We start from the raw sequence: 19,743 nt of genomic DNA, 5'->3' as shown, positions 1-19,743 counted from the left end.
TAGGTGGGCTAGGCGATATGTCGCCAGTCGAGCCCTGAATCTTGATCGGCCAGTTGCAGCCAGTCCGGGTCGCACCCGAGGGTGTCGACAAAACATTGCCGGGCAAGCTGCGGCAGGTTGTTCTTGCTGCTCAGGTGGGCCAGGACCAGGTGTTGCAGGTCTTGCCAGCCCAGCTCATACACCAGGTATGCCGCCTGGTGGTTGTTCAAATGTCCCAACTCGCCGCCAACCCGTTGCTTGAGAAAGTACGGGTAGTGACCGCGCGCCAGCAGGTCCCGGCAATGATTGGACTCGATCATCAATGCATCGAGGTCCCGATAGCCTTCCAGCACCTTGGCACAGTAGGAACCCAGGTCGGTAAGCAGGCCGAAGCGGCGCTCGCCGTCACTGAATACATATTGCGTAGGCTCATGGGCATCGTGGGCCACGGCAATCACGTCGATGCTCAAGGCACCCACCTGCAGTTGCTCGCCACCAGCCAGGAAACCTGCGGGTTCAACGGGTTTGCGCATCCCGCGCAAGGTGCCGCGACTCAGGTACACCGGAAGATTGTAGCGCCGAGACAGCAACCCCACGCCATGCACGTGGTCGGCATGTTCGTGGGTCACTAGAATCGCGCTCAACTGCGCCGGGTGAACCCCCAGGCGCAGTAGGCGTCGCTCGGTTTCCCGCAGGGAAAAACCACAATCCACCAGGACGTACGTGTCGTCGTGGGCTACAAGCGTGCCGTTCCCTTGGCTACCGCTGCCGAGAACAGCAAAACGCATCAGATCAGCCCAGGTTGTCCTGAATCACGCCCAACACTTTGCGCGCCGTTTCTGCTGGCGCCACGGTATTGATGTTCTTCTCGACGGTGACTTGCACGTTGTCGCCAACCTTGCTCAAGCGCACTTGATAACGCTCGGCGCGGGTCTCGATCTCTTCCTTGGTCGGCTCGCTGCCGAACAACTTGCTGAAGAAACCACGCTCTTCGTCTTTCTTCTCGGCCTTTTCAGCCACGTTGATGTAGTACAGGCCCAGGCTGCGGTTGATGTCTTCGACGCGCCATGGGCCTTGCTCCAGGGCACGGCCGACGCTGGCCCAGGCACGATCCAGGTCTTCACCCAGGTTGAGCACGACGTTGCCGCTGCCGTCTTCGGTGAGGCTGACACGGCTAGGCGTGTCGTAATCACGGGCAGCGAGCAGGGATACGGAACCACCCTTCTCGGAGATGCGGCTCATGCTGGCAAGCATCTCGTCGACCAGCGCAGCATCGACGCCGCTGTTGACCGAACGGTTGGTGAACTCGACGTTGGCGGTGCTGCCGGCAGGACGCGCGGCGCTGACCACGTAGACTTCACTGGTATTGCGCTGCACGCCTGGCTCGATGCGTACGCGGATCCGGCTTTCGCCATCAGCGGCAACACCACCGGCCTGCAGGCGCTTGGCCATATTGGCCGACAGTTCGTTCGACTGCTGCCACGCGGTGGTGAACTCACCGGTCTGCGGACGTTGTTCGTCGATACGGAAGCCATTGTCCTGGAAGAACTGCACCGCCACCGGCCAGACTTCGGCAGGTGGGCGCTGAGCCATGATCCAGCGCGAGTCGCCGCTTTTCTGCAGGCTGTAGTCGCTGGCATCGGCCATGGCCGAAATCGGCTGTGGACGCGGCACTTCGTACTCGCCCTTGACGGTGTCGTCGGCCACGTTGCGCGGGATCGGCAACAGCGGGTCAAGGCGCTTGGCGACATTGACGTCCGGCGGCAATTGCATCGGTGCGGTTTGTTGTGCTTCCAGGTAATCGCTGCCGCGGTCACGGAAGTAGCCTTCCGGGCCCCAGATCCAACCGCAGCCACTGGTGCTGGAGATAATCAAGGCAAGTGCGGAAAGTCCGGCCAATCGCTTCATGCGTAGTGCTTCCTCAATTAAACCAGGACGCCGGACTGGCGCAGGGCCTGTCGCAGCGGTTCGTGACAGGCGGGGCTGAGGGGGGTGAGCGGCAGACGGATACCGTCCGGCATCAGGCCCATCTCATGCAGCGCCCATTTCACGGGGATTGGATTGGATTCGATAAACAGGGTTTTGTTGAGCGGCATCAGTTGCTCATGAATCGCCCGGGCCTTGACGGCATCACCGGCGATTGCAGCGGCACACAGTTCGCTCATGGCACGCGGGGCCACATTGGCGGTCACCGAGATGTTGCCCTTGCCACCCAGCAGCATCAGTTCCACAGCCGTGGCGTCGTCACCGGAGTACAGCAGGAAGTCGCTGCTCACACCGGCCAGGATGTCCTTGGCGCGCTGCAGGTCGCCGGTGGCTTCCTTGATACCGATGATATTCGGCACGGTGGACAGGCGGATCACGGTCGCGGCCTGCATGTCGCACGCTGTGCGACCTGGCACGTTGTAGAGGATCTGCGGGATGTCGACGGCTTCGGCGATGGTCTTGAAGTGCTGGTACAAGCCTTCCTGGGTCGGCTTGTTGTAGTACGGCGTCACCAGCAGGCAGGCATCGGCGCCGGCTTTCTTGGCGTTCTTGGTCAGTTCGATCGCTTCGCGCGTCGAGTTGGCGCCCGTACCGGCAATCACCGTGATACGCCCTGCCACGCGCTTGACCACAAACTCGATCACCTTGATGTGTTCTTCCACATCAAGCGTGGCCGATTCACCTGTGGTGCCGACAGCCACAATGGCGTTGGTGCCTTCTTGCAGGTGAAAGTCCACCAGTTTGCCCAGGCTATCCCAGTCGAGATTACCTTGTGCATCCATGGGTGTGACCAGTGCCACCATACTGCCCGCAATCATGCAACCGCTCCTGCCGGAAAAAGAGAGCCGTAATGGTACTGGCGCCAAGATGCTTGCACAAGCGAAGTACCCTCTGAGGACGCGTTCTGGATCAACTTAGTTGCCAGCAACGCCATCATTGGGCCAAAGCACGGCCAGATGCCGCTGAATATGCAATGAAAACGCCACGTCCTAGCCCTTGGCGGCGCTTTTCGCTACCCTTGATCCTTTGATCGGTACCGCACGTTCGTATCGACCGCTCATCGCTTTAGGAATGCTGCATGTCCACCCCCACAGTCCGCGAACAATTCCTTGTTATCAGTGCCCTTGGCGCCAACCCCATGGAGCTGACTAACGTCCTGTGCCGCGCCAGCCATGAAAATCGCTGCGCCGTTGTGACTTCACGCCTGACTCGCCATGGCGAGTGCAGCGCGCTGGTCCTGCAGATTTCCGGGAGCTGGGACGCCCTGGCGCGCCTGGAAGCCGGCTTGCTGACCCTGGCCAAGAAGCACGACTTCACCGTCAATGTAGTACGCAGTGCAGCCTTGGAGAACCGTCCCCAGGCGCTGCCGTATGTGGCCTACGTCAGTTCGGCCTACCGTTCGGACATCGTCAATGAGCTGTGCCAGTTCTTTATCGACCATAACGTCGAACTGGAAAACCTGACCTTCGACACCTATCAGGCCCCCCAGACCGGCGGCACCATGCTCAACGCCACCTTTACCGTGACCCTGCCGGCAGGCGTGCAGATCAGTTGGCTGCGCGACCAGTTCCTGGATTTCGCCGATGCGCTGAACCTGGATGCACTGATCGAACCGTGGCGCCCACAGAATCCAATGTAAGGAAGTTTTTCATGGCGGTAGTCATCGACACACCAGTCGCCGATTTCGAAGCCCAGGCGACCAGCGGGCAGACGTTCAGCCTCGCCGGGCTCAAGGGCAAGCAAGTGGTCCTGTATTTCTACCCGAAGGACAGCACCCCGGGCTGCACTACTGAAGGCCAGGGGTTCCGCGACCAGCATGCTGCCTTCCAGGCTGCCAACACCGAGGTGTTCGGGGTGTCCCGGGACAGCCTGAAGTCCCATGAAAACTTCAAGGCCAAGCAAGCCTTCCCCTTCGAGCTGATCAGCGACAAGGATGAGGCGGTTTGCCAGCTGTTTGATGTGATCAAGCTGAAGAAGCTATACGGCAAGGAATACCTGGGCGTTGATCGCAGCACCTTCCTGATCGACAAGGAAGGCGTGCTGCGCCAGGAATGGCGCGGCGTGAAAGTGCCGGGGCATGTGGAGGCGGTATTGGCCGCGGCACAGGCACTGCACAAGGCTTGATGGGGCGAGTGGCAGTTAGATAGCTATCGCAGGCAAGCCAGCTCCCACATTGGATCGGTGCCAGGCAAGACAGCCCGGCCAGTGTGGGCGCCGAATCCGCCCCCCCTCCCCGCAGGCTCAGGCCTTGCGCAACCAGTAGCGATAGACGCCATTGTCGGCCTCTTCGTGCACCAGCACATGCCCCGCCAGCTTGGCAAACGTGCGGAAGTCCCGCTGCGACCCGGCATCCGTGGCAATCACCTTGAGCACCGCACCACTGGCCAGCCGATTGAGCTCCATCTTGGCCTTGAGCAGTGGCAACGGGCAATTGAGGCCACTGGCATCGAGCTCAGCGTCGTGGTTTACAGCAGCGGTCATGGTTTTGCTCCGGATGGCATCAGGGGATGCTTAGAATATCTGGTCCCAGGCTCAGTGTCCGGCTACAGTAAGGTCTTTGTCGAAAGGCTTTGTGCATGACTTTTTTGCGCCCTACCCTGCTGACGCTGGCTTGCCTGCTTGCCTCTCCAGGCTTCGCCGACGACCTGCCGTCACTTGGCGACGCCAGTTCTGCCATTGTCTCGCCACAACAGGAACACCAACTGGGCCGGGCATGGCTGGCGTTCCTGCGCGGCCAGGTCTCGGTCCTCAATGACCCGCAGCTCAAGGATTACGTCGAGACCAGCGTCTACAAGCTGGTAGAGACCAGCCAGGTCAATGACCGGCGCCTGGAGTTCATCCTGATCAACAGCCCGCAACTCAACGCGTTTGCCGCGCCGGGTGGGATTGTCGGGGTCAACGGCGGCCTGTTTCTCAATGCCCAGACCGAAGGCGAATACGCCTCGGTGATGGCCCACGAATTGGCGCACTTGTCCCAGCGCCACTTCGCCCGAGGCGTGGAAGCCCAACAACGGATGCAGATCCCGATGATGGCCGCGCTGCTCGGCGGGATTATCGCGGCCGCCGCCGGTGCCGGTGACGCCGGGATTGCCGCGATTGCCGGCAGCCAGGCTGCAGCGATTCAGGAGCAGCGGCGCTTCTCGCGGCAGAATGAACAAGAGGCCGACCGCATCGGCATCCTCAACATGGTCAAGGCCGGTTACGACCCGCGCTCGATGCCGACCATGTTCGAACGCTTGATGCGCCAGTACCGCTTCGATGCCAAACCTCCGGAATTCCTGCTGACGCACCCGGTCACCGAATCGCGGATCGCCGATACGCGCAACCGCGCCGAACAGGCCAAGACCGGCGGCACCGAAGACAGCCTGCGCTATCAACTGATTCGCGCCCGAGTTCAGCTGTATTACGAAGACACGCCCGGGCTGGCCGCCAAGCGCTTCCGTGCGCAACTGGATGAGAACCCGAAAAGCGATGTAGCACGTTATGGATTGGCCATAGCCCAGATCAAGGGCACCCAGCTCAACGAGGCGCGCGAGACCCTCAAGCCTTTGCTGGCCAAGGCACCCAACGACATCACCTACAACCTGGCGCAGATTGAGCTGGATATCACCAACAATCGCATGCCCGATGCGCAGCAACGTACCGACCGCATGCTGGCCCAGTACCCCAGCAACTACCCGCTGAACCAGGTGCGCGTGGACCTGCTGCTCAAGCAGAACCGCACCGCCGACGCGGAAAAAGCCCTGGAAGGCCTGCTCAAGTCGCGCTCCGACGATCCGGACGTGTGGTACCAGGTGGCCGAGACCCGCGGCCTGTCCGGCAATATCATTGGCCTGCATCAAGCCCGCGCCGAGTACTTCGCGCTGGTCGGCGACTTCCAGCAGGCCATCCAGCAACTGGACTTTGCCAAGCGCCGGGCCGGCAGCAACTTCCCGCTGTCGTCACGCATTGATGCGCGCCAGCGTGAGTTGATCGAACAGGAACGCATCGTCAAAGGCATGATGAGCTAAATCCAGCGCCCACAAAAAAGCCCCGCTCTCGACTATCGAGAGCGGGGCTTTTTATTGACCTACGGCTAGCGGATTACTCGGCCAGCTTGAAGGTGATGAAGCTGGCACGCCCTTGACGCAGGACGCGCATCGACACCGAGCGATTCTTCGGCAGCGCCTTGGCGATGTCGGTGAATGCCTTGGTGGAGTTGATCGCCTGGTTGTTCAAGTGGGTGATCACATCACCCGGTTGCAGGCCGATCAGGGCGGCCGGGCCGTCCTGGACCTCCTTGATCACCACGCCACTCTTGAGGTCGAAGCTCTTCTTCTGCTCGTCAGTCAACTCGACCACGGCGATGCCCAGGCGATTGCTGCTGCGCTCGGCACCCGATTTACCGCCCAGCGCGCCTAGCTCCTGACCTTCTTCAGGGATCGCGCCCACGGTCAGCTCGACGTTCTGGCGCTTGCCTTCGCGGATCACTTCCAGCTTGGCCTTGCTGCCCGCCTTGAGTGCGCCGACCAGGTGCGGCAGGTCGGCCGACATGACAATCGGCTGGCCGTTCATGGTCAGGATCACATCGCCAACCTGCAAGCCGCCTTTGGCCGCCGGGCCGTCGTCCTGAATCTGCGCGACCAGGGCGCCAGCAGGCTTGTCCAGGCCAAAGGACTCGGCCAGGTCTTTGTTCACTTCCTGGATCACTACGCCCAACCAGCCACGGCTGACCTTGCCACCGGCTTTGAGCTGGTTGGAAACATCCATGGCCACATCAATCGGGATGGCGAAGGAGACGCCCATGAAACCGCCGGAACGGGTGTAGATCTGCGAGTTGATCCCCACCACTTCGCCCGCCAGGTTGAACAGCGGGCCACCGGAGTTACCCGGGTTGATCGGCACGTCGGTCTGGATGAACGGCACGTAGTTCTCGTTCGGCAGGCTACGACCGATGGCACTGACGATGCCCTGGGTCACGGTGTGGTCAAAGCCAAACGGCGAACCGATGGCCACCACCCATTGCCCGGCTTTCAGATCCTGGGACTTACCCAGTTTCAGCACGGGCAGGTCCTTGCCTTCGATCTTCAGCAAAGCCACGTCGGAGCGTGGATCGGTGCCGACCAGCTTGGCCTTGAGTTCACTACGATCTGCCAGGCGCACGAGGATTTCGTCGGCGTCGGCGATCACATGGTTATTGGTGAGGATGTAGCCATCAGGCGAAATGATAAAACCCGATCCCAGGGACTGGGCTTCACGCTGACCGCCACCGCCGCCACGGGGTGAACGCGGCTGAGGCATACCGCGCTCGAAGAACTCCCGCAGCATCGGCGGCAGGCCTTCAAGGTCAGGCATCTGCTGGTTCGAGACTTTACGCTCCGGCAGCTTCTGCGTGGTACTGATGTTCACCACGGCAGGCGAGGCTTGCTCTACCAGCTGGGTGAAGTCAGGCAGCTCCGCCGCTTGCGCGGTAACGGCCTGACCCAGCACCAGCACCGTGGCGACTATGGAAAGGTAAGACTTCAAACGTGGTATCGACATACAGCTCCCGTTACGACGAGCAGGGTTGGGCGACAAGGTTCTTTAAACGCCGGAGACTACTACTACCGACGTCAACATTGCGTGAACAACACAAGGCCAGAACCGAGAAGTTCTGACCTATAAAAAACATAAGGAAATTTTGCAAGTGAAAATACTCTCCAGACATTTCATGTTCTGTGCAGCAGGGCAGGCACTTCCCGCATTACTGTGAACAATCTGGATGAGCATAGGATTAACAGCTCACGGTTTTTCGGGCGCCGTGCCACTGCGCACCGACAGCGCGATCCGTTCGGCGGTGCCGAGGGGGATCTCCCCGACCACCGTCACCATGATCTCGCCTTGAGGGGTATTCATGCGGCGCGATACGGCAACCGTTGGCCCCAGTTGCACCCGGCTCTCCGTCGCAGCCTCGCCACTGACGGGCTCCAGGAACACCGAAAAACGCGCCAACCCATCCTCGTACATCAAGCTGTTTACCACCACATGGGTCCGGGAGTCCTTACGCGAAGCGCTACGGGCCAACTGGAAGCCAGGCGGCAGCCAGCTCGGATGCCAAGCCTGGGGGGCGACCACGTCCTCGGCCTTGCTGCTGGCGACCGACAATGGCTTGCAGTCCCTGCCGGGTTGCAAAGCGCTCTCATCCGGGGCTTTGGTACTCAATTGAGTGAACTGGAAACGCTCCAGCAACTGCCCCTTTTCATTGATCAACAATGATTTGAGCGGCAGCGCGGTTTCACGATCCAGATGCATCTCAAAGCCGTAGCGGTGCTGGTCGCGCGGCGTCAACGAGACGATCACCGCTTTACGACCAGCCACACGGGATTCGCCGATGGTGGCAAGCGTGTAAAAAGAATTGAGTTTTTGCGGATCAAGCACATGGGCGGAACCGCCCGGGGAGTTACCAAGACCCGCTACCAGGCTGCCGCTGACACATTGAGTGTGCCCATCGACACGTACGACTTCCTGAGCTGATCCATCGAGCTGCAATATCCGTTCGCGGACCTGACCATTCTGGACTAGACGCCAGATGTCATGGGTAGAGAAACTACCGTTACGCTCGTAGATAAATGTACCTTGGTAGCTTTGCTGCTGCTCTGCCCGCCCAAGACGCTTCAGCCAGTCTTGGGCTTCATCGGCATGGGCGGGAACTGCAAACCAGCCACTGAGCAAAAGCGCAAGGAGCGGTATGGCACGCATAAGGCTCCTTAACGGTTTAGCGGTTTTCCAGGCTTGCAGCGCGAGCGTATGGCAGCGCGCTTTCAGTGCCTTTTACAGCCGATTCCTGAGCGTGCTGGCGCAGATAGCCTGGCAGACGCTGATCCTGCCAGCCGGATTGCCCTTGAAGCACGCCATTGGCCATCGGACCCGTTGCGTCGGAGCTTTCCTTGTAGCCAGCCAGAACAGCTGGACCCTTGACCTGCGGACCGGCCATGACCGGCTGCTGGGTTTGCTGGGCCAGTTCGGCACCGGCGATCTCGTCCTGGTTGTACAGGCGCACACCAGCCAGTACGGCCACCGTCACGGAGGCAGCGACTGCCAGGCGACCCAGGCTACGCCAAGGACCACGAGCAGCTTTTGCCGGAACGGCTTCATCAGCCAGCGCAGCAGAAACGGCCGCAGCAATATCCAGACGAGGGATTAACAGATCTTTGTGCATCACCGCCCGAGCGACTTGGTAACGAGACCAGGTATCACGGGTTTCGGCATCATCAAATGCATTGAGCACTCGACGAAGTTCCAGTTCATCCGCTTCGTTATCCATCACTGCGGACAGCGATTCCTGCAGGGCATCACGACTCATGGCGGTTCCTCTCTTGGCTGTCGCCGCTGTCTTTAGTTTTCCTGCAACAACGGTTGCAAGGCTTTATCAATGGCTTCCCGAGCCCGGAAAATCCGGGAGCGTACGGTCCCCACCGGACATTGCATGACGCTCGCAATGTCCTCGTAACTCAGACCATCGAATTCACGTAAAGTTAATGCCGTACGCAAATCTTCTGGCAGTTGCTGAATAGTGCGATGGACAGTGCCTTCGATCTCGTCGCGCAGCAATGCACGCTCCGGCGACTCGAGATCCTTGAGGCCGTGATCACCATCGTAAAATTCTGCATCTTCCGAACTCACATCACTATCGGGTGGGCGGCGTCCGCGAGACACCAGATAGTTCTTCGCCGTGTTGATGGCGATGCGGTACAGCCACGTGTAGAACGCACTGTCACCGCGAAAATTACCGAGTGCACGGTAGGCCTTGATAAAGGCTTCCTGTGCAACGTCCTGCGCTTCATGGGTGTCGTGCACAAACCGCACGATCAACCCGAGAATTTTGTGCTGGTATTTCAGCACTAGCAGATCAAATGCACGCTTGTCACCGCGCTGAACGCGCTCGACCAGCTGCTGATCCTCTTCCTGGGTTAGCATGAACACTCCTCGTTGTACTTGAAGGAGGCTTGCATAACTAAACGATCAGGCTTGCAAACATAGACTAGGACTTTTCGCAAAAGTTCTCCCCCTTCAAGCAAGTTTCCGGTGGGCTCTGTTTTGGCACACACGAAAAACGCAGCGCGGGCATAGCCGGCTGCGTGAATAATCTTGTCGCCGGTTTTCTGACGCTCCCATGCTCCAGGCCAATCAGTAAAACCAACGTTTTCCCAGCTTTCGGGCATCCTGTTATGGAGTCGGAGTGGATACAAAAGTTCCCACCTCGACGCCGGACCGCCTCATCAAACCGTGCAGTTCGTTCACCGTAGTCTCACAATGCCACGAATGCCCGGCTATTGTGCCGATCCCCCCCTCTATATACTAGTGGGCCGTGTGACCCTTTGATTCGCCGATCCAGGCGTCCTGTTTGCGCCACCCCTACGGATCGCTTTTTGCGGAATCCCATAAATGAGCCAACAGTTTCAACACGATGTCCTGGTGATTGGTAGCGGCGCCGCAGGCCTGAGCCTTGCTCTGACTCTGCCGAGCCATCTGCGCATAGCCGTCCTGAGCAAGGGCGACCTGGCTAACGGTTCGACATTCTGGGCCCAGGGCGGGGTTGCCGCCGTGCTGGATGACACCGACACGGTGCAATCCCACGTTGAAGACACCCTCAACGCCGGCGGCGGCCTGTGCAATGAAGACGCGGTGCGCTTCACCGTCGAGCACAGTCGCGAAGCCATTCAGTGGCTGATCGACCAGGGCGTACCCTTTACCCGCGATGAACATGCCGGCAGTGACGACGGCGGTTTCGAGTTTCACCTGACCCGTGAAGGCGGCCACAGCCACCGGCGCATCATCCATGCCGCCGACGCCACTGGCGCCGCAATCTTCAAGACCCTGCTCGCCCAGGCCCGGCAGCGGCCGAATATCGAACTGCTCGAGCAACGAGTCGCCGTCGACCTGATCACCGAGAAACGCCTGGGCCTGGCGGGTGAACGCTGCCTCGGCGCCTACGTGCTCAACCGCGCCAGCGGCGAAGTGGATACCTACGGCGCGCGCTTCACCATCCTGGCCTCAGGGGGCGCCGCCAAAGTCTACCTCTACACCAGCAACCCCGATGGCGCCTGCGGGGACGGCATCGCCATGGCCTGGCGCTCGGGCTGCCGGGTGGCGAACCTGGAATTCAACCAGTTCCACCCCACCTGCCTATATCACCCCCAGGCCAAGAGCTTCCTCATCACCGAAGCCCTCAGGGGGGAAGGTGCGCACCTCAAACTGCCCAATGGCGAACGTTTCATGCAGCGCTTTGACCCACGGGCCGAACTGGCGCCACGGGACATCGTGGCTCGCGCCATCGACCACGAGATGAAGCGCCTGGGCATCGACTGCGTCTACCTGGACATCAGCCACAAGCCCGCCGACTTCATCAAGACCCATTTCCCGACGGTCTACGAGCGCTGCCTGGCCTTCAATATTGATATCACCCAAGGGCCGATCCCGGTGGTGCCGGCGGCGCACTACACCTGCGGCGGCGTGATGGTCGACCAGCAAGGCCGCACCGATGTCCCCGGCCTGTACGCGATTGGCGAGACCAGTTTCACCGGCCTGCACGGCGCCAACCGCATGGCCAGCAACTCGTTGCTCGAATGCTTCGTCTACGCCCGTTCCGCCGCCGCCGATATCCTCGAACAACTGCCACGCATCCCGGTGCCGGCCGCCCTGCCCCGCTGGGATGCGAGCCAGGTCACCGACTCGGACGAAGACGTGATCATCGCCCACAACTGGGACGAGCTGCGGCGCTTTATGTGGGACTACGTGGGTATCGTGCGCACCAACAAGCGCTTGGCGCGGGCGCAGCATAGGGTGCGGTTGTTGCTGGATGAAATCGACGAGTTCTACAGCAACTACAAGGTCAGCCGCGACCTGATCGAGTTGCGCAACCTGGCCCAGGTCGCCGAACTGATGATCCGCTCGGCCATGGCGCGCAAGGAAAGCCGGGGGCTGCACTACACGCTGGATTATCCCGAGATGCTGCCAGAGGCCCTCGACACTATCCTGGTGCCAACCACCTACGGCGACTGAACTTCAAGCGCACGCGCAGGCGCCGATGCACATCGGCGGCCTGCGAACCGCGCGGTACGCACACCGAGCGTACTCGCCAGTCTCCCGGCAGTCGGTAGCGCAGCACCACGATCAGCGGCAACGCCAGGCTGTCGGGACGCAACTGCACCGCATGCCAACCCCGCGCTACGCTCCACAGTTGCCAGCCGTCAGCATTGCGCCGCAGGCCACGAACCGACGAACGGTGGGTCAAGCGAATATGGCGTGGCAGCGTCCACAGGGCGTGGCCCAGGCACGCGAGCACACCCAGTGCCGCGATCGAAAAAGGTATAGCCAGCAGACACAGCGCACCCAGTGCAAGCACCTGTGCGAGGAGATACGCCGCCAGCAACAGCCCGCAGGCCTGCCAGCGGCATTCGAAGCTATTACTTGGGCTGGACACGATCCAGGATCATCCGGACCATGCGCTGCAGCTCCGGATCTTCTGATTCGGCACGTTCCATGAACCAGCCGAACATGTCCTGGTCTTCGCAGGTCAGCAACCTGACGTAGAGGTCGCGGTCTACCTTATCGAGGGTCGCGTACACCTCTTTGGTGAACGGTACCAACAACACATCCAACTCCAGCATGCCGCGACGGCTGTGCCAGTACAGGCGATTGATTTCTACATCTTCGACCATGGAGCGCTCCTCAAATAGGGCGCAAGTATACAGGCCCACGCCCCTCGGAACAGTCGGCTTTGGTCGGGCTTATGAAACTACCCATTTGCCGGGCGCCCCTCTATGATGCACTCATGACTCTCCAACTGCGATGACCCATGGCTGACTCTGCTTTCTTCTGCTCCCTGTCCCACGAAGGTGTCCTGGCCGTTCGCGGCGCTGACGCGGCCAAGTTCCTCCAGGGGCAACTGACCTGCAACCTCAATTACCTCGACGACACCCACGCCAGCCTCGGCGCGCGCTGCACCCAAAAGGGGCGCATGCAGTCGAGCTTCCGGATCGTGCTGCAAGGTGACGGTGTACTGCTGGCCATGGCCAGCGAACTGCTGGAACCGCAACTGGCGGACCTGAAGAAATACGCTGTGTTTTCCAAGTCCAAGCTGACGGACGAAAGTGCTACCTGGGCCCGCTTCGGTCTGGTGAATGCCGATCAGGCTCTCGCCAGCCTGGGCCTGGATTTGCCGGCCGAGACCGACAGTGTGGCGCGCCATGAAGAACTGCTGGCCATTCGCGTCTCCCCGGGCCGCGCCGAACTCTGGGCGCCCGCCGCGCAAGCCGAGTCCCTGCGCAGCCAACTGGCCGCCACACTTGCCGAAGGCGATCTCAATGCCTGGCTGCTGGGGCAGGTTCGTGCCGGCATCGGCCAGGTCATGGCCCAGACCCGCGAGCTGTTCATCCCGCAGATGCTCAACCTGCAAGCGGTCGGCGGCGTAAGCTTCAAGAAAGGCTGCTACACCGGCCAGGAAATCGTCGCCCGCATGCAATACCTGGGCAAACTCAAGCGGCGCCTGTATCGCCTGAGCCTCGACAGCCATGCGCTGCCCGAGCCCGGCACGCCACTGTTTGCCCCCAGCCATAACAGCGCCATCGGTGAGGTAGTCATCGCCGCCCGGGCCGACGAAGGGATTGAACTTCTGGCAGTGCTGCAAGCCGAAGCAGCCGACAGTGGCAACGTGCATTTAGGCACGCTGGAAGGCCCAGGCCTCAAGTTACTTGACCTGCCTTACCAACTGGACCGTGATCGCGAGATCCAGCGCTAATCGCCGTACCCTTTTGCAGCACCCTAGAGAGCATGAATGAATAAACTGGCGGAAAAAGTCCAACAGGCGTTGGTGATGGCCATCGGTAACGATGACCTGGTTCTGCCCACGTTACCGGAAGTGGCCCTGAAAATTCGTCAGGCCGCCGAAGACCCCGAAGTCAGCATCAGTCATTTGAGCAAAGTCATCAGCCGCGATACCGCCCTGACGGCGCGGCTGATCAAGGTCGTCAACAGCCCACTGTTACGCGCCACCCAGGAAGTCACCGACCTGCACACCGCCATCACGCGCCTGGGCACCAACTACAGCAGCAACCTGTCGATTGGTCTGGTGATGGAGCAAATCTTCCATGCCCGCTCAGAAGTCGTCGAACAGAAGATGCGTGACGTCTGGCGCCGCAGCCTGGAAGTCGCAGGCGTCTGCTACGCCCTGTGCCGCAACCACAGCCAACTCAAGCCGGACCAGGCAGCACTTGGCGGGCTGGTGCACCAGATCGGTGTGCTGCCGATCCTGACCTACGCCGAAGATCACTATGAACTGCTCTCCGACCCGGTCAGCCTCAACCATGTGATTGACAACATCCACCCGCTGCTGGGGGACAAGCTGCTGAGGGGCTGGGACTTCCCGGAAATGCTGGTAAATGTGCCCGCACACTACCAGGACCTCGAGCGCGATTCGGCCAGCCTGGACTACGTCGACCTGGTGCAAGTGGCGGTGCTGTACTGCCACAAGAATACCGATCACCCGCTGGCCAACGCTGCGCTGTCGAGCTTGCCGGCATTCAGGAAGCTGCGCATCGACCCGCTCAACGAAGCGGTGCGCACCGAGCTGGACGAAGCGCGCTCGATGTTCTATTGACCGGTCGGTGTGGCAAGCACGGCCCTACCCAGCGATAAAACTCACCCGCACCTTAAGCCCTTTCAGCTCGCCATCATGCAGGCTGATCTGGGCCAGGTGTGCGCGGCAGATCTCCCCGACAATCGCCAACCCCAGGCCCGAACCCGCGCCCTGCTGGTTACGTCGATAGAATCGCTCGAACACCCGGTCCCGTTCGTCCTGCGGAATCCCAGGGCCATCGTCCTCCACCTCCAGCACTGCCGGCGCCGTCACCCGCAAGATCACATTGCCACCTGACGGCGTGTGGGCCAGGGCGTTATCCACCAGGTTGCTCAGCAGCTCGTTCAACAAGGTCGGCTCGCCCCGCAGCCACACCGGCTCATCCGCCTCCAACGCCAGCGCCACCCCACGGGCATGTGCCAGGGGCGCCATGGCCATACCCAACTCACGGGCCAATTGGCTGAGGTCGAGCAATTGCGCACCGCCTTCGGCAATCGCCCGCGCCCCGTTTTCGATGCGTGCCAGGGACAGCAACTGGTTGGCCAGGTGGGTCAAGCGATCCGTGCCTTGCGCCGCCGTTTCCAGGGTGCTGCGCCAGATCGCCGGCTCCGCGGCGCGCAGCCCCAGCTCCAGGCGGGCTTTGAGCGCGGCCAGCGGGGTGCGTAATTCGTGGGATGCGTCGGCAATAAACTGCGCCTGGCGCTCGAACTGCCCGCGCAGGCGTTCGGTGAAGTGGTTCAACGCCCGCACCAGCGGCCCGAGTTCGTGCTGCACTTCAACCAGCGGCAACGGCCGCAGATCATCCGGCTGGCGCTCCTCTACCGCCGTGCGCAAACGCTCCAGCGGGCGCAGCGCCGCACTCACGGTAAACCACACCAGCAGCAGGGCCCCGACGCCCAGCATGCCCAGGCGCAGCAGGGTATCGGCCATCAGGCTGCGGGCCATGCTGACCCGGGCTTCGTCGGTTTCTGCGACGCGGATTTCTGCCATGCCATTCATGTTCGGCTCCGACACCGCCTTGAGCAGGCTCACCACCCGCACATTCTGCCCCTGGTACTTGGCGTTATAGAACCGCGCCAGGGCCGGGTAATCGTCGGTGCGCGGCGTCCCGGGCGGCGGGCCTGGCAGGTGTTCGTAACCGGAAATCAGCTTCTGGTGAATATCATTGACCTGGTAGTAAATCCGCCCGGCACTGTCATAGGCGAAAGTGTCCAGCGCCACGTAGGGCACATCGGCACTCAGGGTGCCGTCACGCTGGGACAGCCCGGCGGCGATGGTCCGCGCCGAGGCCAGCAGGGTGCGGTCGTAGGCAGTGTCTGCGGCCTCGCGACCGTTCCAGTAGGCGCTCAGGCCGCTGGCCAGCATCAGCACCACCAACAGCAGTGCCAGGTTCCACAGCAGGCGCCAACGCAGGCTGCTGTGCTTACGCATCGCGGGCTTCCAGCAGGTAGCCAAGGCCACGGAAGGTGACGATGGCGACCGGCTGGCCATCGAGTTTCTTGCGCAAGCGGTGCACATAGATTTCGATGGCGTCGGGGCTGGCCTCCTCATCCAGGCCAAACACCTGGGACGCCAATTGCTCCTTGCTCATGACCCGGCCGGGACGGGCGATCAGCGCCTCGAGCACCGCCTGCTCGCGAGAGGTCAGGGTCAGCAGTTCACCGCCGAGGGTAAAGCGCCGGGTTTCCACGTCATACACCAGCACGCCACAGGTCTGCTGCCGCTCGCCACCCAGCACGCTGCGGCGCAACAGCGCCTTGACCCTGGCCTCCAGCTCGGTCAGCTCAAAGGGCTTGGCCAGATAGTCATCGGCGCCCAGGTTAAGGCCATGCACCCGATCCTTTACATCACTGCGGGCGGTGAGCATCAGCACCGGAAGATTTTTCCCACGGGCCCGCAGGCGTGCCAACACCTCGAAACCATCCATGCGCGGCAGGCCCACGTCGAGAATCACTGCCGCGTATTCCTCGCTGCTCAAGGCCAGGTCCGCAGCCACGCCATCGTGCAGCACATCCACCGTCAAGCCCGTGCTCTTGAGCGCCTGGGCGACACTTTCGGCGAGCTGCAAATGGTCTTCGACGAGCAGGACACGCATGGATTTGTACCTCGTTAAGGGGCAGCCGATGCCGCCCTCTGTTTACCGACTCGCGGCGCAGTTTACAGCCGCCGCCTGTGCTGTGAAGCCCGAAAACATTGAAAGACCGTTGAAAGGTTAGTGAAAGGTTCGCCCATTAGCATCCAGAAACGGACGGTTACACCTTCCGAGCTATTTCACCCATAGCGCCCGAAAAACGCCTCGAAGCGTTTTCGCCCTATAAGAACAATAAACGGAGTGCTCTACGATGCTGTCGACACAGCCCCAGGCTTGCCCGCCTGTTCGTTTTTCCCGCCTGACCCAGACCGCCCTCGCCAGTGCCGCTGCCCTTGCCGGTTTTTCGCCGCTTAGCCAGGCTGCCTTCTTCGAAGACAGTAGCGCGACCCTGGAAACCCGCAACATGTACTTCAACCGCGACTTTCGCGACGGTACCAGCGCCCAGCAATCCAAACGCGACGAATGGGCCCAGGGCTTCATGCTCAACCTGCAATCGGGCTACACCGACGGTACCGTCGGTTTTGGCGTGGATGCGCTGGGCATGCTCGGGGTCAAGCTCGACTCCAGCCCGGACCGCACCGGCAGCGGCCTGCTGCCCACCCACGATGATGGCCGCGCCGCTGACGAGTACTCGAAACTGGGGCTGACCGGCAAAGTGAAAATCTCGGCTACCGAGCTGAAAATCGGCTCGCTGATTCCTGAGTTGCCAATCCTCAAGGCCAACGACGGACGCATCCTGCCGCAGACGTTCAACGGCGGCCTGCTGACCTCCAAGGAGTTCAAGCACCTGACGTTCACCGGCGGCCGTCTGGACAAGGCCAAGGACCGCGACGACAGCAACTACGAGGACATCGCCCTCAACAACAAGAACGGCCGCTTCGTCGGCGGAGCCACCGGCAAGCACTTCAACTTTGGTGGCGTGGACTACAAGTTTGCCGAGAAGGTCACCGGCAGCTATCACTTCGCCCAACTGGACGACGTGTACCGCCAGCACTTCCTCGGTGTCGTCGCCTCCACTCCGATGGGCCCCGGCACTTTCGGTACCGACCTGCGCCTGGCCATCAGTGATGACACCGGCAGCGCGCGGGGCGGCAGCATTGATAACAAATCCCTCAACGGCCTTTTCAGCTACGCCCTCAACGGCCATAAACTGAGCGCCGGCTACCAGCACATGTCCGGCGATAGCGCGTTCCCATATGTGGATGGCAGCGACCCGTACCTGGTCAACTTTGTGCAGATCAACGACTTTGCCGGTGCCGAAGAACGCTCCTGGCAGGCTCGCTACGACTACGACTTCGCCAAGCTGGGGATTCCCGGCCTGAGCTTCATGAGCCGCTACCTGTCCGGTGACAATATCCAACTCAAGAACGGCGACACCGGCAAAGAGTGGGAACGCAACACCGAGATCAAATACGTGGTGCAAAGCGGCACCCTCAAGGATGTGGCCGTACGCCTGCGTAACGCCACTTACCGCTCCAACTATTCGGCACGGGACGCAGACGAAGTGCGCGTGCTGGTCAGTTACAGCGTCGCGCTGTGGTAACCCTGCAAGTCATATCCCCAATAACAACAATGACGGAGTTCCCCATGTCCTCATCCCTGCGTAAATTTGCCCTGGCCGCCGGCTGCATGCTGTTTGCCGGCCAACTGCTGGCAGCCGAAGAACCCAAGCGCCCGGAATGCATCGCACCGGCCTCCCCCGGCGGTGGTTTTGACCTGACCTGCAAGCTGGTGCAAAGCGCACTGGTCAACGAAAAGCTACTGAGCAAGCCGATGCGCGTGACCTACATGCCCGGCGGCGTGGGCGCGGTGGCCTACAACGCCGTCGTCGCCCAGCGCCCCGCCGATGCCGGCACGCTGGTGGCCTGGTCCAGCGGTTCGCTGCTGAACCTGGCCCAGGGCAAATTCGGTCGATTTGATGAAAGCGCAGTGAAATGGCTGGCCGCCGTCGGCACCAGCTATGGCGCGATTGCGGTGAAAGCCGATTCGCCCTACAAGAGCCTCGATGATCTGGTACAGGCCCTGAAGAAAGATCCGAGCAAAGTGGTAATTGGTTCCGGCGGCACAGTCGGCAGCCAGGACTGGATGCAGACCGCACTGATCGCCAAGGCTGCCGGGATCAACCCGCGTGACCTGCGTTACGTGGCCCTCGAAGGCGGCGGTGAAATCGCCACTGCCCTGCTCGGTGGTCACATCCAGGTAGGCAGTACCGATATCTCCGACTCCATGCCACACATCCTCAGCGGCGATATGCGTCTGCTGGCGGTGTTCTCCGAAGAGCGCCTGGACGAGCCGGAAATGAAGAATATTCCGACTGCCAAAGAGCAAGGCTACGACATCGTCTGGCCAGTGGTACGGGGCTTCTACCTCGGGCCAAAAGTCAGCGATGAAGACTACGCCTGGTGGAAGGCTGCGTTCGACAAGCTGCTGGCCTCCGAAGAGTTCTCCAAGCTGCGTGACCAGCGCGAGCTGTTCCCGTTCGCCCTGACCGGACCGGAACTGGACACCTACGTGAAGAAACAGGTGGCTGACTACAAAGTGCTGGCCAAAGAGTTCGGCCTGATCCAGTAATCGCCCCCCTGTCGCGCGGCCACGCCCCTTTGAATCGGGGGCGTGGCCCAGGAGTTCTACATGCTCTTACAACGCATTTTCGCCGCAGTGCTGTTACTGGTGTGTATCGGCCTGGCGCTTATGGCCTGGCCCTATCAGGCGGCCTTTTCCTACGAGCCAGTAGGGCCTCGGGCCTTCCCACTGCTGTTGCTCGGGCTGATGGGCCTGGCTCTGACCTACATGCTGATTCGTCCGCAACCGACCCAACACACTGACGATGAACCGCCGCTGGACCGCCCGACCCTGATTAAGATCGGGATCTGCGTGAGCTTGCTGCTGGTGTTTGCCGGCACTTTCGAATCTCTGGGTTTCATTCTCAGCAGCATGCTGATTGGTATTCCGATGGCACGGCTGTATGGAGGGCGCTGGTTGCCCGGCGTGGTGATCATCACCTTGATGAGCGTCGGTCTTTATCTGCTGTTCGATAAAGCCATGGACGTACCGCTGCCCCTCGGTCTGCTCGACGTTCTGGAGAACTGAT

The 19,743-nt window shown here is 61.1% G+C and carries 21 protein-coding genes; 9 read left to right on the top strand and 12 right to left on the bottom strand.

Translation table 11 applies throughout. From position 1 onward, the window contains the following. Window positions 1-8: 8 nt before the first annotated feature. From K1X80_RS07745 to dapA, 3 genes are read right to left on the bottom strand one after another with little or no spacing between them, the layout of a single operon-like run. Entirely contained in the window at window positions 9-767 is a 759-nt protein-coding gene (locus K1X80_RS07745) for an MBL fold metallo-hydrolase (protein WP_057958791.1), read from the bottom strand. Between the two features lie 4 nt (window positions 768-771). Further along, window positions 772-1,887 (bottom strand): outer membrane protein assembly factor BamC, encoded by a 1,116-nt coding sequence (gene bamC / locus K1X80_RS07740; RefSeq protein ID WP_057441316.1) that lies wholly within the window; start codon window positions 1,885-1,887, stop codon window positions 772-774. A gap of 17 nt (window positions 1,888-1,904) precedes the next feature. Further along, the gene (gene dapA, locus K1X80_RS07735) at window positions 1,905-2,783 is read right to left on the bottom strand and encodes a 4-hydroxy-tetrahydrodipicolinate synthase (RefSeq protein ID WP_057444335.1); all 879 of its coding nucleotides are present in this window, start codon (window positions 2,781-2,783) and stop codon (window positions 1,905-1,907) included. A gap of 260 nt (window positions 2,784-3,043) precedes the next feature. On the opposite strand from dapA, the gene K1X80_RS07730 reads away from it, so the two are divergent. Next, the gene (locus tag K1X80_RS07730) at window positions 3,044-3,604 is read left to right on the top strand and encodes a glycine cleavage system protein R (RefSeq protein ID WP_220172770.1); all 561 of its coding nucleotides are present in this window, start codon (window positions 3,044-3,046) and stop codon (window positions 3,602-3,604) included. An 11-nt stretch (window positions 3,605-3,615) separates the two neighbouring features. Continuing rightward, window positions 3,616-4,089 carry a peroxiredoxin gene (locus K1X80_RS07725; protein WP_057958790.1) on the top strand — a complete coding sequence of 158 codons (474 nt, stop codon included), beginning with the start codon at window positions 3,616-3,618 and terminating at the stop codon, window positions 4,087-4,089. Window positions 4,090-4,206: 117 nt separating this feature from the next. Here K1X80_RS07725 and K1X80_RS07720 read toward each other — a convergent pair whose 3' ends face one another. Next, window positions 4,207-4,446, bottom strand: coding sequence for a sulfurtransferase TusA family protein (locus tag K1X80_RS07720; protein ID WP_057958789.1), 240 nt, complete (start codon window positions 4,444-4,446; stop codon window positions 4,207-4,209). Between the two features lie 95 nt (window positions 4,447-4,541). Between K1X80_RS07720 and K1X80_RS07715 the strand changes: the two genes are divergently transcribed. Then, window positions 4,542-5,975, top strand: coding sequence for a M48 family metalloprotease (locus tag K1X80_RS07715; RefSeq protein WP_029299078.1), 1,434 nt, complete (start codon window positions 4,542-4,544; stop codon window positions 5,973-5,975). A 73-nt stretch (window positions 5,976-6,048) separates the two neighbouring features. On the opposite strand, the gene K1X80_RS07710 is transcribed toward K1X80_RS07715, so the two are convergent. The 4 genes from K1X80_RS07710 to rpoE all read right to left on the bottom strand — a co-directional run bounded on the left by K1X80_RS07710 (window position 6,049) and on the right by rpoE (window position 9,900). Next, window positions 6,049-7,485 (bottom strand): DegQ family serine endoprotease, encoded by a 1,437-nt coding sequence (locus tag K1X80_RS07710; protein WP_120732112.1) that lies wholly within the window; start codon window positions 7,483-7,485, stop codon window positions 6,049-6,051. A gap of 240 nt (window positions 7,486-7,725) precedes the next feature. Continuing rightward, on the bottom strand, window positions 7,726-8,682 hold the full coding sequence (locus K1X80_RS07705; RefSeq protein ID WP_220172769.1) for a MucB/RseB C-terminal domain-containing protein: 957 nt from the start codon (window positions 8,680-8,682) through the stop codon (window positions 7,726-7,728). Window positions 8,683-8,698: 16 nt separating this feature from the next. Then, window positions 8,699-9,286, bottom strand: coding sequence for a sigma-E factor negative regulatory protein (locus tag K1X80_RS07700; RefSeq protein ID WP_057958786.1), 588 nt, complete (start codon window positions 9,284-9,286; stop codon window positions 8,699-8,701). Between the two features lie 32 nt (window positions 9,287-9,318). Further along, on the bottom strand, window positions 9,319-9,900 hold the full coding sequence (gene rpoE / locus K1X80_RS07695) for an RNA polymerase sigma factor RpoE (RefSeq protein ID WP_003172477.1): 582 nt from the start codon (window positions 9,898-9,900) through the stop codon (window positions 9,319-9,321). Window positions 9,901-10,368: 468 nt separating this feature from the next. Between rpoE and nadB the strand changes: the two genes are divergently transcribed. Further along, a complete protein-coding gene (gene nadB / locus K1X80_RS07690; RefSeq protein WP_120732108.1) occupies window positions 10,369-11,985 on the top strand; it encodes an L-aspartate oxidase in 1,617 nt (538 codons plus the stop codon). Here nadB and K1X80_RS07685 read toward each other — a convergent pair. Together K1X80_RS07685 and K1X80_RS07680 are read right to left on the bottom strand one after the other, a co-directional pair. Then, window positions 11,954-12,406, bottom strand: a complete 453-nt coding sequence (locus K1X80_RS07685; protein ID WP_057958784.1) for a hypothetical protein — start codon at window positions 12,404-12,406, stop codon at window positions 11,954-11,956. The genes nadB and K1X80_RS07685 overlap by 32 nt on opposite strands. Further along, a complete protein-coding gene (locus K1X80_RS07680) occupies window positions 12,390-12,644 on the bottom strand; it encodes a succinate dehydrogenase assembly factor 2 (RefSeq protein ID WP_017736358.1) in 255 nt (84 codons plus the stop codon). Before K1X80_RS07680 ends, K1X80_RS07685 begins: the two co-directional genes overlap by 17 nt. Before the next feature lie 137 nt (window positions 12,645-12,781). Between K1X80_RS07680 and K1X80_RS07675 the strand changes: the two genes are divergently transcribed. Next, window positions 12,782-13,723, top strand: coding sequence for a folate-binding protein YgfZ (locus tag K1X80_RS07675; RefSeq protein WP_057958783.1), 942 nt, complete (start codon window positions 12,782-12,784; stop codon window positions 13,721-13,723). A gap of 36 nt (window positions 13,724-13,759) precedes the next feature. Continuing rightward, window positions 13,760-14,581, top strand: a complete 822-nt coding sequence (locus tag K1X80_RS07670) for an HDOD domain-containing protein (RefSeq protein WP_220172768.1) — start codon at window positions 13,760-13,762, stop codon at window positions 14,579-14,581. Between the two features lie 24 nt (window positions 14,582-14,605). On the opposite strand, the gene K1X80_RS07665 is transcribed toward K1X80_RS07670, so the two are convergent. Both K1X80_RS07665 and K1X80_RS07660 read right to left on the bottom strand, forming a co-directional pair. Further along, window positions 14,606-15,991 carry a sensor histidine kinase gene (locus K1X80_RS07665; RefSeq protein WP_169990282.1) on the bottom strand — a complete coding sequence of 462 codons (1,386 nt, stop codon included), beginning with the start codon at window positions 15,989-15,991 and terminating at the stop codon, window positions 14,606-14,608. Next, entirely contained in the window at window positions 15,984-16,655 is a 672-nt protein-coding gene (locus tag K1X80_RS07660; protein WP_057439742.1) for a response regulator, read from the bottom strand. The genes K1X80_RS07665 and K1X80_RS07660 overlap by 8 nt, the downstream gene beginning before the upstream one ends. A gap of 247 nt (window positions 16,656-16,902) precedes the next feature. On the opposite strand from K1X80_RS07660, the gene K1X80_RS07655 reads away from it, so the two are divergent. From K1X80_RS07655 to K1X80_RS07645, 3 genes are read left to right on the top strand one after another with little or no spacing between them, the layout of a single operon-like run. Beyond that, window positions 16,903-18,195, top strand: coding sequence for an OprD family porin (locus K1X80_RS07655; RefSeq protein ID WP_115127584.1), 1,293 nt, complete (start codon window positions 16,903-16,905; stop codon window positions 18,193-18,195). A 44-nt stretch (window positions 18,196-18,239) separates the two neighbouring features. Continuing rightward, window positions 18,240-19,223: a tripartite tricarboxylate transporter substrate binding protein gene (locus K1X80_RS07650; RefSeq protein WP_120732104.1), complete on the top strand. Its 984-nt coding sequence runs from the start codon at window positions 18,240-18,242 to the stop codon at window positions 19,221-19,223. A gap of 60 nt (window positions 19,224-19,283) precedes the next feature. After that, window positions 19,284-19,742, top strand: coding sequence for a tripartite tricarboxylate transporter TctB family protein (locus K1X80_RS07645; protein ID WP_057958778.1), 459 nt, complete (start codon window positions 19,284-19,286; stop codon window positions 19,740-19,742). The last annotated feature ends 1 nt before the right edge of the window (window position 19,743 follow it).

Origin of the sequence: Pseudomonas sp. So3.2b (assembly GCF_019464415.1) — a bacterium.
GTDB lineage: Bacteria > Pseudomonadota > Gammaproteobacteria > Pseudomonadales > Pseudomonadaceae > Aquipseudomonas > Aquipseudomonas shahriarae.
This window is presented reverse-complemented; position numbering and strand designations above follow the sequence as displayed.